General features: G+C 49.2%; 15 protein-coding genes. All 15 read right to left on the bottom strand.

Translation table 11 applies throughout. The features are described 5' to 3' along the window. Window positions 1-60 precede the first annotated feature (60 nt). Window positions 61-1,140 carry a flagellar biosynthesis protein FlhB gene (flhB, locus tag GmarT_RS10325; RefSeq protein ID WP_149302629.1) on the bottom strand — a complete coding sequence of 360 codons (1,080 nt, stop codon included), beginning with the start codon at window positions 1,138-1,140 and terminating at the stop codon, window positions 61-63. 22 nt (window positions 1,141-1,162) lie between these two features. Next, entirely contained in the window at window positions 1,163-2,152 is a 990-nt protein-coding gene (locus GmarT_RS10320; RefSeq protein WP_002649039.1) for a flagellar biosynthetic protein FliR, read from the bottom strand. Between the two features lie 38 nt (window positions 2,153-2,190). Then, complete coding sequence (fliQ, locus tag GmarT_RS10315) at window positions 2,191-2,457, bottom strand: flagellar biosynthesis protein FliQ (protein ID WP_002649040.1); 267 nt, start codon at window positions 2,455-2,457, stop codon at window positions 2,191-2,193. A gap of 51 nt (window positions 2,458-2,508) precedes the next feature. Then, window positions 2,509-3,480 (bottom strand): flagellar type III secretion system pore protein FliP, encoded by a 972-nt coding sequence (fliP, locus tag GmarT_RS10310; RefSeq protein ID WP_230682340.1) that lies wholly within the window; start codon window positions 3,478-3,480, stop codon window positions 2,509-2,511. Then, entirely contained in the window at window positions 3,473-4,372 is a 900-nt protein-coding gene (locus GmarT_RS10305; RefSeq protein ID WP_157158997.1) for a FliO/MopB family protein, read from the bottom strand. Before GmarT_RS10305 ends, fliP begins: the two co-directional genes overlap by 8 nt. A gap of 58 nt (window positions 4,373-4,430) precedes the next feature. Further along, complete coding sequence (fliN, locus tag GmarT_RS29725) at window positions 4,431-5,111, bottom strand: flagellar motor switch protein FliN (RefSeq protein ID WP_002649043.1); 681 nt, start codon at window positions 5,109-5,111, stop codon at window positions 4,431-4,433. Window positions 5,112-5,139: 28 nt separating this feature from the next. Next, a complete protein-coding gene (locus tag GmarT_RS10295) occupies window positions 5,140-5,697 on the bottom strand; it encodes a hypothetical protein (RefSeq protein ID WP_002649044.1) in 558 nt (185 codons plus the stop codon). A gap of 160 nt (window positions 5,698-5,857) precedes the next feature. Continuing rightward, entirely contained in the window at window positions 5,858-6,586 is a 729-nt protein-coding gene (locus GmarT_RS10290) for an OmpA/MotB family protein (RefSeq protein ID WP_002649045.1), read from the bottom strand. An 85-nt stretch (window positions 6,587-6,671) separates the two neighbouring features. Continuing rightward, on the bottom strand, window positions 6,672-7,451 hold the full coding sequence (locus GmarT_RS10285; RefSeq protein WP_002649046.1) for a motility protein A: 780 nt from the start codon (window positions 7,449-7,451) through the stop codon (window positions 6,672-6,674). An 89-nt stretch (window positions 7,452-7,540) separates the two neighbouring features. Further along, the gene (locus GmarT_RS10280) at window positions 7,541-7,735 is read right to left on the bottom strand and encodes a flagellar FlbD family protein (RefSeq protein ID WP_002649047.1); all 195 of its coding nucleotides are present in this window, start codon (window positions 7,733-7,735) and stop codon (window positions 7,541-7,543) included. Window positions 7,736-7,798: 63 nt separating this feature from the next. Further along, window positions 7,799-9,490: a flagellar hook-basal body complex protein gene (locus GmarT_RS10275; RefSeq protein ID WP_002649048.1), complete on the bottom strand. Its 1,692-nt coding sequence runs from the start codon at window positions 9,488-9,490 to the stop codon at window positions 7,799-7,801. A gap of 190 nt (window positions 9,491-9,680) precedes the next feature. Next, window positions 9,681-10,118, bottom strand: a complete 438-nt coding sequence (locus tag GmarT_RS10270) for a flagellar hook assembly protein FlgD (protein ID WP_002649049.1) — start codon at window positions 10,116-10,118, stop codon at window positions 9,681-9,683. 31 nt (window positions 10,119-10,149) lie between these two features. Then, a complete protein-coding gene (locus tag GmarT_RS10265; protein ID WP_002649050.1) occupies window positions 10,150-12,054 on the bottom strand; it encodes a flagellar hook-length control protein FliK in 1,905 nt (634 codons plus the stop codon). A 285-nt stretch (window positions 12,055-12,339) separates the two neighbouring features. Continuing rightward, window positions 12,340-12,990 (bottom strand): hypothetical protein, encoded by a 651-nt coding sequence (locus tag GmarT_RS10260; RefSeq protein WP_002649051.1) that lies wholly within the window; start codon window positions 12,988-12,990, stop codon window positions 12,340-12,342. Next, on the bottom strand, window positions 12,987-13,439 hold the full coding sequence (locus GmarT_RS10255) for a flagellar export protein FliJ (protein ID WP_002649052.1): 453 nt from the start codon (window positions 13,437-13,439) through the stop codon (window positions 12,987-12,989). The genes GmarT_RS10260 and GmarT_RS10255 overlap by 4 nt, the downstream gene beginning before the upstream one ends. Window positions 13,440-13,467 lie beyond the last annotated feature (28 nt).

Genomic DNA, 13,467 nt, shown 5'->3' with positions numbered 1-13,467 from the left:
AATGGAATATTTTCGCTGCCGCTTCTGCTGACAGAATGTCGCAACTGATCCTCAGATAATTCAACGTTGATCCGGCATGGTTTTACCAGTCAGGCTGTAAACGTAGGCCATAATCTCGACAAAGACTTCATATAACTCAAAGGGGATTTCCTGACCGGTTTTTACATCGCGGTACATCTGGCGTGCGAGTGCTTTCCGCTCAATAATGGGAATTCCGTGTTCGTTGGCAATCTTTCGGATCTGAAAAGCAATCTCTCCCGCTCCCTTGGCCACCACAACCGGTGCCGGCATCGATTCCGGATCGTACTTGATTGCAATCGAAATGTGTGTGGGGTTCGTGATCACCACATCCGCTGACTCCACCTTGGAAAGTTCCTGCGACATGGCAAGCTTCCGGTGTGCTTCCCGACGCCGCTGTCGAATCAACGGATCTCCGTCCATCGACTTCATTTCTTCACGGATTTCCTGTTTACTCATCATCAGGTCTTTTTCATGCTTCCACTTCTGAAAGGCATAATCCAGTCCCCCCAATATGATCAACGCCAGTGCCAGCAGCAGTCCCAGTTCAATGGTGGAATTAAATATGTCACGTAGAATCGTTTCTGGAGGCGCCCCCATCAAACCCAGAAAACCGGGAAACACCAGATAACTGAACCAGACAGCAATCAGTACCAGCAGGGAGATTTTACCGAGACTCACCCCCAGCTTGACCAGCCCGCGAATCGAAATGATCCGCTTGGCACCTTCGATCGGATTCAGACGTTCCCACTTGAGCTGGAGCACATCCGGTGTCATCATGAACCCCACCTGCACGATATTCAGGAAAACTGCAGAAACAAACAGCACTACCATCATTACGAGCGTCCCTTCCAGGAACAGTTCAATGATGGATTCACAGCGTTCGATGAGCAGGGGCTGATCGACACGCAGCCAGACAGGAGTCGTCAGCGAAACTTCCATCAGGTTTTTCATATCACTGCTCAGTCTGACAGCAAAGAAATAAAGGACAGCCGCTGTGGCCAGCATCATTCCGGCTGCATTCAGGTCAGTACTTTTCGCAATGTTCCCCTTCTCGCGGGCTTCATTGCGCCGGCGATCCGTGGGCTGCTCCGTTTTTTCTCCTGTATCATTCTCAGCCATGATAAAACGATTTCAAATCAAATTATAAAACGGTACTGCGGCTTAACTGATCAATGGCAGAGGGAATGGATTCAACAACAATATCCGCAGCCCCCGACAGTGTAAAAACCAGTACGATCAGACTGATCATTGCGCGAATGGGAAAACCAATCACCAGTACATTGATCTGGGGAACCGTGTGTCCGAGATAACCCATCGAAATCGAGATTAACGCACTGATTGCCAGCAATGGGGCTGCCACCTTAATCGACAGTACCAGAGACTGATGCATCAACGTCTGCAGCAGGTCCAGCGTATTCGTAGATACAATTCCTTCACCTACTGGAAAAACCTGGAAGGTATCAATCAGGGACGACAGCATTAACAGATGACCGTTTACCGGTTCCATCAGCAGGAAGACAGAGATCCCGATAAAATACAGATACTGTCCACTGAGTGAAGCATTCATGTCAAAACCGGGATTGAAGACTTCACCCAGCGCCATCCCGGCCTGCTGATCGATCATCTGACCTGCCATCTGCAGACTGAGTAGTATGATATATATCCCCAGGCCCAGCGAAAAACCTAACGTTAATTCCCCCAGGATGGACCAGGCATAATCCAGCAGTGAATTCGGCATTCGCGTCACGAACCGGTAATCATTGACTGTCAGTTCCCGAGTTGCCTGGCGACCTGCTGTGACCACAAGATCCTCAAACCGATCCTGCAGATGCTCCGGAACTTCATCCTGGCTGAGTCGCTGATCCTGGTTGCTGTCCAGTTGATAAAAGCCGACCGTCGTCTGGTCATGCAACGTCGGCGTAATAAGCAGCGACAGACTCAGGATCAGCAGAATCCGGATATTCGTGGGAAAAATCGGTTGACCGAAGACAGGTCCGATAATCATCAGACCACTGATTCGTACAAGTACCAGCGTAAACGCATAAAACTGCAGCATTGCCCACTGCAGCAGCTGTCCCGGAGCCAGCTGCAGGATCGGATTCATCACATATTGATCGAGGAGTTCGCTCACGGGACTCGTTGTTTCCCTGGTTCATTCGAAGCCGGCAGTTAAAGACGTGTCGGAATATTGGTAATCAGATTCGTACTGTATTCCACCATTAATGAGGTGATCCAGGGCAGCGTATACAGGATCGCCAGCACCATCATGATAATTTTGGGAACGAAACTGATGGTCTGATCCTGAATCTGAGTGACAGCCTGTCCAATACTGATCACCAGGCCGACCACAACAGCAGTCAGCATGACCGGGCCACTGACTTCCAGCATGATCAGTAATCCTTCACGTCCCAGATCGAGAACAGTGGATGTATCCATAACTTTTACCTGAAATTAAGAAAGATCCAGGCGCAACCTGAGCGCCCGACATCAACCGACGGCCCTGATACTTTCCAGTAACATCCCGACTGTCAGTAACCAGCCATCAATCAAAACAAACAACAGAATTTTAAAGGGTAAGGAAATGAGAACGGGCGGCAGCATCATCATCCCCATGCTGATCAGGATGGAACTGATCACCATATCGATCACAATGAACGGCAGATACAGTTGAAAACCGATCAGAAAGGCCGTCTTCACTTCACTCAACATATAGGCCGGTAATAAAACCGTCAGTGGCACCTCATCATAGTCCCGGGGTGGCTGATACGATTCAGCCCCGGGTGAACCTGGCAGAGGCTGCTGGTAATCCAGGAACATCCAGACGGTGTCGCTGTTGCCCGTTAACTCAATCTGATCACTCATAAATTTCCGCAGGGGTGCTACCGTTTTCTGAAAAGCAGCTTCGAGTGAAACCGGTGCCTGCTGAGTCTGATTGGTGTAAGGCACGATGCCCTCTTCATATGCTTTTTCCCAGATAGGTGCCATCACCATGATTGTCAGAAACAGACTTAAGCTTGTCAGTACCTGGTTGGGAGGCAGTTGCTGGGTTCCCAGCGCCTGACGCAGTAACCCGAACACGATCACGAAACGGATAAAACTCGTCGTCATTATCAGAATCGAAGGGGCCAGGCTCAATACTGTCAGCAGCAAAAACAGCTTCAGTGTCGAATTCAGCCCCTGTGGAGATGTCATCTGTTCGACATCCAGCATCTCAGGCACACCCGCGCCCCCTTGCTGGTTGTCTTGAGACATGAATACCGGCTGAACCGGTGCTTGAGTCGGGTTCTGGCTGGTTACTCCCTGATTGGATAAAGCCTGACTGGAGGGAGTTGGCTGTGCCTGGGCGCTCTGCGCAGACAGTCCCAGCCAGAGCATGACCAGTACCGGCAGCAGAATTCGGACTGCTGCTTCGGTCATCTTAGCTGTGATCAGGTTTGGAACGCCCCCCCGGCTATGCATGATCGGACTCCGCACGCTCATTCAGGGACTGACGAGGGGAATGCAGCAGTTTCTGCTGTAAACGGTTCACTGCCGAGTCATAATCTGAAAACGGTTCCTGCTCTGGTGTTCCAGCAGGTTCTGATTCTTCAGTGTTCTGAAACGGTTCCGTTGCCGGTCGAGTAAAACGTGGCTCCTCTTTTTTCTGTACGCTTTGAAACAGGTTGAGAAATGAATTCGCCGCTCGAGATGACTCAGCGTCCTCCCGGCACATACCCGTTATCAGATCGACCTCGACCGGATCTACTACTTCACTGAGCATTTCCAGCCCGGCGGGAGAGGAACCCAGGATCAGAATCCGGGACCCACACCGCACGAAATGGATGGTCTGTCGGGCATCCAGTGGTTTCTTTCCCAGCACTTCCATCACTTCACGAGGCAAGCCCGCTGAGCCGAGCGGATGATGCTTTTTGAATAACTTTGCCCCCACCAGGATAATCGAAATCACAACCAGTAATGCACCGAATGTCCCCCAGATCGAGGGAGCCCGCTTACTGAGAGTTTGACTTGAAGAGCCCGAAACCGGCTGCTTCTGACGCTCTAAAGGAGTGATGGGATTGGACTCGGACTTCCGCACATCGGCTCCACTCCGCGGAAGCAATGTCTGAGTTCTTGTACCGTTGAGCGTCTTCGAATCGGAAACAGAACCTGTCCGGCTGGTTTGTACCACTGGTCGCGTTGTTCCGCTTTGCATCCGTTGCTGATGTTTTTGCGGGTACCGCTCTGACGTATGACTCTGATTACGAAATTCCGCAGGTTGCGTAAAGGCAGGATTGTCTGCTGAATGCACGAGAGGGGTACAAATCAGAGAGCACAATAAGGCCAGCAGAGTTAAATTACAAAGACGAATCATCGCATCCTTTACGTCGTCAGTTTCCCGCTGCACGGGAGCATAGATTTCCAGCCACCGTTTACAGTTCCGGAGAAATAATCTCTGCCACACGGACGCAGAAATTATCATTCAGGACCAGCACTTCACCACGCGCGATAATCCGACCATTCACCAGAATATCAACCGGATCACCCGCCAGCTTGTCCAGAGGAACCACGACGCCCTCTTTCATTTTTAAAACTTCTTCAATCAGCAGTTCTGTTCTACCTAACTCAATGCACAGGTCCAGTTCTACATTCTGCAGCGATGACAGTTTCATCGCTTCTTCTGGATTACTGACCATTGACTCAAAATTAGGGAATTCAAACGATTTGGTTCCCCCCAGATCATTCGGGATCCCGCTTCCGGGCCCCAGATTGGGTGAAATTGCTGCTGCCAGATTCGCTTCGGCCTGATTTAATAATGCTTCCGTTTCTTCTCGCGAAGAAAATGGCATTCCTGACTGATCATCTGCGTCAGAAGAATGCTGATTAAACAGGGCATCGATATCGTCGTTGTTGACAACCTCTCCTGGATTGTCTGCACCATCGCTTTCTGCGGCTCCGGCTCCCTGCAGTAATTTTTCAATATCAGCAGGATCGAGAAGATTATCTGATTTTCCTTCGGCAGACGGAGTTTCAGCAGGCGCACCCTGCCCTTGGGAATTCAGCAGTTTTTCAATTTCAGACGGATCCAGAAGATCATCATTCTCTTCAGCCACGTTACCATCCCGCTATGCTATGCATGCTTTATTGTGTCATTGTGCGATATTCGCTGATCACAGTCTCGATGACATAACTTTTCTTGAGAACCTTGTTAATGGACTCTTTCATCATGCGTTTCACCGTACTGAGCTGCGGATCATTCAGATCGCTCAGATTGGATTTTCGCACGACTTCAATGACCGCCTGCTTGACACGTGCTTTATTCTGCTCTTTGACCATTGAATCAAAATCAGCAGCGGCCCCCTGTTCGACCAGCGCCACCAGATTAAATGTGACATGAATGGTCGCTCCCGGTTCGGCGATATTGTTGGTCACGCTGAAATTATCGACGGGCACTTCAGCTGTCGTAACCTGCAGGTTTTCACTCCCTTTCGAAAGCGAATCTTCTGCCAGTTCAGCAGGTTGAGCCGGTGGAGTCAGCAGCCAGTAGGAAATGCCGATCTGCAGGATGATTACCAGAAGTAACAAGCCTCCAATCTTGAGCAGTTTCCCTTTTGATTGCGCCTGGGGTGCTCCTTCTTCAGTTGAAGCAACCGCCTCCGTATCGACACCAGGCTCTTGCGTATCGGTGTCTGTTGCCACGAGTCTCCTCCTTGAACTCTCGCATCCTGTTTGCGCAAAGACAAATCCGTTGTCTTTTATCTACGCTCCGCTGTGTGCGGATCTGTTGGTTACAGGTTCAGCGAAATATAACCGAGTGAATCTGAAAAACGCTCGATCAGGTCAATTCAATCGTCTTGGTTTAACGATTGCCTGTCTTAAGAGAGACTATATACGCATCAATTAAAAATACGTCAACCCGACGATTTAAGTATTGCTCTTCGGGGTTACGTGTGATCGTCCTGGGCTCGGCGTCACCCACTGAACTGACAATCAGTCTTTCAGGCTCAATTCCTTTGGACTCCAGATACTCCGCGACATTCTTAGCCCGATAAAAAGACAACTCCTGTGAATCCAGGAACTTTGAGTCCTTTGGTAAGGGTTCTGGGGATGCATGTCCGCGGACGATCAGCCGATTGGGAGTTGGTAGAAGAATTTCGGCTATGATGTCGAGTTTTTGTTTTATTTCCGGCGTCAGCTCGGCCGAAAACCTGCCGAAACAGGCTGCTCCCCCCAGAGTCACTTCGGTACCTGTATTGATACGCTCGACGGTTTTATTCGGGCCGCCTCCCCCGCTGGATTTTTCTTTTCCCGTTTTGGTACCGCCATCAGAACTGGAGCCTTTTGAAGCGGGCTTGCTCTGGTTACTGGTGGGATCCAGCGATTTACCGGGGACTGCGGCTGTTCCCTGATGAGTACCAAACCGCTCGCGTAACGAATCCAGCATGGCGCGGACACTGCCTTCGTCATTACGAATTTCGCTCATCGAGACCAGCATGATGAAAAATGTCAGCAATAATGACATCATATCACCATACGTCACTACCCATTCCGGAACGCCAGGAGGTGCATCTTCTTCCGGCATCGCCATCTGAGTACTCTCCTTTGCGGTCTGTGAATATCAAAACCAAATTGATACTGGAACGAATCAGTAGTTCGGGAGCAACTTCACAAAATCAGGCTGCCTGGCTGTCTTTGCCCACCCGCTGATCCTGTGGTAAAAAGGTATTCAGTTTTTGTTCAATCACGCGCGGATTATCACCTTCCTGAATGGCAATCAGCCCTTTGATGATGACTTCACGGACTTGAAATTCCTGTTTGCTGTAAAATGCCAGCTTATCCGCAAACGGGAGGAAGAACAGGTTGGAAACCAGCGCGCCGTATAATGTCGTAATCAATGCCACCGCCATACCAGGGCCGATCGCTTCAGGGTCATCCATGTTTCCCAGCATGATGATCAACCCCATCAACGTTCCGATCATCCCGAACGCCGGAGCGTAACGCCCCACGGTATCCATCAGTGATTTTCCGTTTTTATGCCTGCCGGCAACTGCTTCCATTTCGGTTCTCAGGATCTGTTCCATGAGATCCACATCGGTCCCATCCACCGCCATCTGGACGCCCAGGAGAATAAAGGGGTCCTCGATCTCTTCGGTTTTGGCTTCTAATGCCAGGATCCCGTCCCGGCGGGCAATCTCTGCAAACTCCACGATTTGAGTGATCACGGGCGCCAGTTCCTGCTGTTTGGGAAAGAATACCTTCTTGAGTACCTTGGGAAACAGCAACATTGCTGCGCCTGGAAACGCAATAAAGCAGGCAGCGATAGCCCCCCCCACCACGACCGCAGCCGAGGGAATATCGATAAAGGCAGCAAAACTGGATCCCGGCGCAATCGCAATCGCCAACAGCAGCAATGCGATCCCGGAAACTAATCCACCAGCGGTTGCCTTATCCATTTCTGTCGACGTTCCTGTTGATAGTGGCCTGTCAGCCACTGTAAATTCAAATCACTGCCCGGTAGAGCTCACCAGCCTGTATTTCAGTTTTATAATCCGGGGACCAGCCGGATCGCCCGTGAATAGGCAATCGACCGCTTCACCACTTCTTCAACACTTTCCCGGACTATCAACCGATCCTCCGATGTCAGCGTTATAAAGGTATCGGGACGACTTTCAATGCATTGAATTAACTCTGCATTTACGACGAATTCTTCACCATTCAACCGGGTTAATTTGATCATAATACCAACCTCCCAGGCAAAGCAGTTTCTATCCTGCGATCATGAAACATCATACGCGTCTCACTATCGTCCCAGGACCAGCAGTTCATCCACCAGCTGTTGTACGGAACTGATCACCCGCGCGTTTCCACGATAGTTCGTTGAAGCCACGATCAGGTCCACCAGGCTCCGACCGACATCGGTGTTTGATAATTCAATGGAACCGGCGCGAATTGTTCCCGCTCCGAAGTTACCAGGTGTCACCAGGAAAGGAGGGCCGGAGCTGACACCTTCCTGAAATGTCGAGTTTCCGAATTCCAGCAATCCCTGGGGATTCGAAAACCGAGACAGAGTGATCTGCCCGAGAGTACGAATAATCCCGTTATCGAATACACCATTGATAATTCCGGTTTCATCAATCACGAAGCTGGCAAGCGTTCCCGGATCGGAACCATCCTGCAGAGTCAGCTTCAAAGTACTACCGGCACTCGCAGAAGAAATACCGGAAATATCTGACAGGTCCAGTGTCACATCCATTTCGTCCGCGGCTGTATTAACGCGACTGATTCCAAATGTATTGGGAGTATAGTTAGTGACATTCCCGTTACTGTCAAACGTGATTGTTCCGTTAGAGACGGCAATGTCTCCATCGTTATCATCAGCACTTTCCAGAAAATAGCGGAATACCGTATTGTTAGACGATTGAGATTCCAGCACACTGGTCATCTTCATTGTCACAGGCTCACCCAGTGAGTCAAAGATCACAAAGTCTGTAATGGCACTTTCACCGTTGGATGATTGTGACTTTGTAAATGGCAGAGAAATCGTGGCACCATCGGAAGTGATGTTACCGATTGTGACAGCGATGTCATTGACCGTTCCTGAGTTACCAACGATCTGAAATGCCCCCCCGCCGGTGATTGTCACACCTGGCTGGGCTCCCGTCGTGGCATCATTGGGAATACCGCTACCATTTTGAATTCCCAGCGTCCGATCCATGAAATCTGCAAAGTCTGCTGCCGTCGTCGTTCCAGTAACCAGCAATGTCATTGGATCAAGCGAACGACCTCCCTTGTTGGGAGTAAACTCCAGGGTCTCACCCACAGTAAACAATGGCGTACCAATTGTCTCTTCGACATCTGATAACAGTGTGGTTCCTGTAATGGCAGCATTGGCATTTCCGGCATCTGTCAGATTTGCTGTTGTCAAAATAGACCCCAGCGTGCCCAGAACACCCGTAGGTAACAAGGCACCACCAACCTGTACGTTTTGTGTGGCCTGAGCCACGTTCAAATCCCCCAGGGGAATTTCAATATCAGTCAGAGTTGTGGTGACAAGGTTAAAATCTTCATCGACGCCATACCCCTGGACTTTAAAACCGCTCTGGTTTGTTAACAGGCTCTGGCTGTTAAGTTCGAAGTTACCATTACGAGAGTAAACCTGGCCATCCGGACCATCGAGAATAAAAAACCCATCTCCCTGGATCGCGAGGTCGGAGGGACTGGTACTGTTGGTCACACTTCCCTGAGTAAAGTCTTTGCGAATTGAGGCACTCAAGGCCCCCAGACCGACCTGACGGGGATTCGTTCCACCATTACTGGTTGTCGGGCGTGACCCCACACTCAATGTACGGGATAACTGAGTGGTAAACAGCACATTTGAGGCTTTAAAGCCGTTCGTGCCTGCGTTGGCAATATTGTTTCCCAGTACATCGATACTGGTTTCATTCAGGCTTAAACCACCCAACGATGTATTTAATGCAGATGTCAATCCCATGACTACTCCTCGGTTGAATCAACCAGGTAAAAACCTAATCCATTGGTTCCAGAGCGCAGCATCAGCTTAACTGAGGCCGCTCCCTGTTCTGAATATCGTCTAATTAGAAACAATTCATACCATTTTTTTTTAGAATGTCTCTGGTATCAGAGCACCCCATCAAAAAAAATTTGCTGTAACCTTAAAAACTCTAAACACTTGCAGGTTCTTGAACACTGGTAATTGCAGAGACAGGCAATTCAAAAGCACCAATGCCGACATACGACTTTCCATCGCGGACAAAGGCGCGCTCCACAACACCCGCAACCGGATTTTGCTGGCCTTCCTGCCCTTCCACTTCTTTTCCGATCAACGCAGCAGCCTGTGTCAGCGACTGTCCGGTCGTAATTTCTTTCAATGTATCTGATAACTCGATATTCGACTGCAGTTCCCGCATACTGGAAATCTGTGCCAGCAGTTGTTCGTTCCCCAATGGTTCTGTCGGGTCCTGGTTTTGCAGTTCCGTAATCAACAGTTTCATAAACGATTCGGCGGTTAAACCATTGAAGCCAACTTTATCTGGATCAACCACTTCTACTGCAGTCGTACCGCTGGTACTGCTGCTTCCACCAATTCCATCAACGGCCATAATGGCACTCCTTCATCCCTGAAAAATGGAGTTAAATCTGTACGTCTATTTCTTCGACATTTTCTGATGCAATCCCCTGGGAACGAACGACCTGGGGACGATCCTGGTCTGCAGGTTCATCCTGCTTCACAGCATCCTCGACAAATGACTGCTCACCCGGACGTTGTTCACTGTCTTGCGGGTTATCAGAGAACTGCTGAGAATTAAAATCATTTCCTGAGTCTGACTGCGTACCTGATTGAGAAGAACGCTGGTCTTCACTGGCGTCCGTGTTGATGTGTACGTCGATCCGATCTAACGAAACGCCCGTCTTTGATAATGCCTCTTTTAACTGGGCAATATTATCATTGATCACTTTTTGTGCATGACGGTTCTGTACTTCCAGCTTCGCCGTGTATTCACCGTTTTTCAACGAGACCTCAATCTGCAACGTTCCCAACTCAGGTGGGCTCAAACGAATCTTCAGTTGCTGCCCGGTAGAATGAGACTGTTTGACGGCAGTCGAAATCCTCTCGACCAGTTGATCAACCTGTTTGACATCAATCACTGGTCCCGCAGGCGCAGCCGGTGCAATTTCATTTGTCACAGGGGCAGTGGAGTTGCCGTTCAGTACCTGGATATTTGAGTGATCTGTCTGCTGATTTGCAGTCGTATCCTGAATTTGTGGACTGGGCCTGGATGGATCAACTGAGAGAGCAGGAGCATCGCCGGCAGGCTTCAAACCCGGAGGGACCGGGGAGAAAGTGACAACGTCAGCAGAATCATCGACAGCTTCAGACTTCGCATCTGTTTTCTGGTCTACGACTTCAGACTTTGTATCAGGAGTGGATTCTACAGGCTGCTGTAACTCTTGGATGACCGTTCGGGAAACGTCTTCTACAACTGTCTGTTCCGCCGACTGTTCACTCTGATTGGTTTCATCTGCTGAGGAATCCGACTGGTTTTCATTTTCAGCACTCTGATATCGCTGCTGCATGAGCGATTGAATATCAACTTCTGAATCTTCTGTCGATGCATTCCCGTTATCGGAGTTCTTTTCCTGAAATTCTTTAATTGCCTGTTTCAATTCTTCAGTAACTTTGACCTGCTGGAGCCCAGCAGACAACTGTTGAGAAACAGACTCTTCAACAACTTCACCTGTCGCCTGTGCGGTTAAATTTTCTGCTGCCTGATTCTGCTGCTCTGCCAATACAGGTTCACTCGACAATGCGACATCAGTCGATTGAGTAGACGAAATGGATTCGCTCTGATTCTTCAGTAAAGCTGCCAGTCCTTCCGGTATAGGGTAAGCTCCTTCGGGTTCTGTTTCTGTTACTTCAGTTGGCAGTTTGACCAGATTCTGATTGTCCGTGAACTGAAAACTGGCTGGCGGTTGAATCTCTCCATCTGTCGAAGTGACTTCCTGGAGGGATTGTTGCCTGGAATCACTGACAGCGGAATCGCTAAACAGTGAATACACTGGCTCTTTCTGTTTGACAGGCTGTTGTACTTCGGCTGCCAGCGGATTGATGGTATCAGATTTATTTTCTTCTGAACTCGTGTCACTGACTGAAGCGGGTTCACTCGAAACTTCCGTTTTTTCCGCTTCGCTGCCAGCAACTTCCGTTTGAGTCTGTAATTCAGCCGAATCATCGCGCTGCAGACTCTCTGGCGATTCTGTATTCTTCGGTTTTTGAGCCGGAGCCTGAGGTTCAGGGCTCTGTTTTTCGTCGATTGCCCGTTTTGAATTCAAATCCCGGGGTCGGGCATCGGTTTCCGGTTTTTGATCAGCTGACTGACTCGGCTGTTTCCTCGAAAGGGACTCACTTAACTGTCTGCGGTAACTCGAGTCGGGATTGCGGGTTGCCCCCTGATTCAGATCAAGTTTCTGCTTACCGTATTTACTGAGATCCAGCGGTTGGAGATCCAGCAGAGAAAACTTGTGAGAATCTGACATTTCTCATTACCTTTAAGAAAAATAAGTACTGAGGGCAGCCTCCCTGCAGGTCACCTGGAAACCGCGCAGTGGTATCCACAATGGGAAGGACTGTTTCACCAGTATCTTATTCGTCAGAATCATCATCGAGACATCACGTAAGAATACACAAAATAGATCAATTTTAGCGAAAAATTGCATTAGCTCGATTAGAGATCTGATCGATGCTGGTTGAAGAAGGTCAGGCAGTACCTGATTTAAGAATCGTGTCTGTTACAAATCACAACTCTGTTTCAGGTACGCGACCTAATTATTCTGGGACAGTTTGTCTAATGCACCGTCAGAGAAGCTGCGAAACGGTTCATCCTGTGAAATCTCTTTGAAAATCTCTTTCCCGCGTTTGATGACCAGTGGGTCAGGAGCGACCAGGAACTCTTTCAGGAGCTTGGCGATGAACTTACCTTCCATCCCTTTCAACAGTTCAATATTTTCTTCAATGGAAAGCTGCATCAGATATTGAACTGCATCTCCGGAGGGTAATGCAACCAGTACAGATTGCGTTTTCTTTGTAGCGACATTCTGACTCTTCTCTTTCAGAATTTCCAGTTCCTCTTCAAACTTCTTTTTCGCCTCTTCAAAAACCAGTCGCTCTTTTTTGAGAAAATCGGAGGATTCCGTAATCGAACTTTTCAACAACTCGATTTCATCTTCGCGCGCTGCTAATTCCAGAATTCGCATGGCCCGTGTTTCTGCAACTTCATCACGTGAGGGCAGACTGGTTTCTTCCTCAACTAATTCCACGTCATCCAGTGACTGCCCCGTCACGATCATGCGAATGTCTTTGACAGAATCCGCATTCAGATGACCGCGAACCCATAAATAACTGAGCCCGAGAATCTCCGAGATGATCGTCGCCACGCAAAATACACAGATAATGACAACCAGAGGACGAATCATTGATAACCTCCTGTCTGCTGTGTGGCTGACCAGGTTTCTTCCAGCTCAACCATTTCTTTCTGGTTTTGTGCATAGAGAAATGTTTCGCGATGTTTATCAGACAGTTTTTCCATGGCTTTGACTTCCTGCTCGGCCTTGGCCAAAGCCTGTCTGCAGAGGACAATCTGTTTCCCCATTAGCTCCCGGTTTGTGTTGACCGACTGAATTTGAGTCTGCAACTGGCCAGCGTAATACCGTAAACTGGTCGTCCCATCAATATCCACCCGCCCTTCGGACTGACGGACCCGGATTTCCTGAAACTGTTCTGAGCGATGCTGTTTCAGTTGCTCGGCCTGATCAATCAATCGCTGGTCAGTCTGGAGCATCTCCCCCAGCAGCTGACGGCACATACTGCGTTTATGCCGTCGCATTTTGAGCACTGATTCAAATTGAAATTGAAATTTCTTCATCTCACTCAGGTTCACACAGGATATAAAA

This window comes from Gimesia maris (genome assembly GCF_008298035.1).
In the GTDB taxonomy this organism is placed as follows: domain Bacteria; phylum Planctomycetota; class Planctomycetia; order Planctomycetales; family Planctomycetaceae; genus Gimesia; species Gimesia maris.
Note: the sequence above shows the minus strand (reverse complement) of the source record. Positions and strands in the feature narration are given on the sequence as shown.